Origin of the sequence: Maribacter luteocoastalis, assembly GCF_048890225.1 — a bacterium.
GTDB lineage: Bacteria > Bacteroidota > Bacteroidia > Flavobacteriales > Flavobacteriaceae > Maribacter > Maribacter luteocoastalis.
On sequence record NZ_JBMFZG010000031.1, the window covers coordinates 1 to 843 of the forward strand.

Consider the following 843-nt stretch of genomic DNA (forward strand, 5'->3'; position numbering starts at 1 on the left):
GTGTATAATTAATGACTAGTCCTGACCTGCTTACGAAAATCCTCGCGGATTTTTTATCTAGTTTTTATTTGCTAAATTAGGTGCTTAAGCACGCCACTAATCATACACAAACACGTTGTAGCAAATATGAAAAAACTAGATTTCGATTTTATACCATTAGGAATTTCCATAATACTCATTCTAGTTTCATTAGTAGTAATTTCTACCTCCAATTATGCTCTAAGCTTAAAACACTACATCGGAATTGGATGCGTGGTGATTTCAATCTATTTCTACTTTAAAAATAGAATGACTTACTATGTTGTTTATGGACTAACTCTTCTGGTTGGGATTTTCGGGCTTCTGGACTTTTACTATTCAACTTTCAAAGTTGGATTTGGAAGCTTCGGAATTAACCCGATTTCGGCTGGTCTTTTAATATTACATATTGCGCTAGTATTTCAAATTGTGGATAAATTGGATTCAAATAAATAATCCTGTTTAACTCTTAAATCTTCAAATTTGGCAAAAGAAATACTTGCTACAACATAACCTAAACGTAATGCGGACTTTAGGGTTTAAAGCTAAGGTCTGTATATATTTATGAAGTCGCTAAATCTTATGGATTTAGCTTTGGACTAAAAAAAGAAAAAGCAAAACAATGAGCTTTAGCTACGTCGGCAGACGGAAACGAAAAGTTTCCTTACCACCGCACTACGCTTAGCCGAACCGTTGTGCATAATTTGGTACGATATACAAACATCCTTTACAAAGTTATAGAAACATCGTTTACACTTTTTAAGTTGCATTTGGAACCAACATTCAGATGCTATGCCTTGGAAAGAACATACGATTATGGAACAA

General features: G+C 33.9%; 1 protein-coding gene. It reads left to right on the forward strand.

Going from position 1 to position 843, the window contains the following annotated elements; genetic code table 11:
- Window positions 1–126: 126 nt before the first annotated feature.
- Window positions 127–474 (forward strand): hypothetical protein, encoded by a 348-nt coding sequence (locus ACOCEA_RS17970; protein WP_420757657.1) that lies wholly within the window; start codon window positions 127–129, stop codon window positions 472–474.
- The last annotated feature ends 369 nt before the right edge of the window (window positions 475–843 follow it).

Bases quoted from the DNA above. Each gene is read 5' to 3' on its own strand.
- ACOCEA_RS17970 (WP_420757657.1), top strand. From the start codon at position 127: ATGAAAAAACTAGATTTCGATTTTATACCATTAGGAATTTCCATAATA.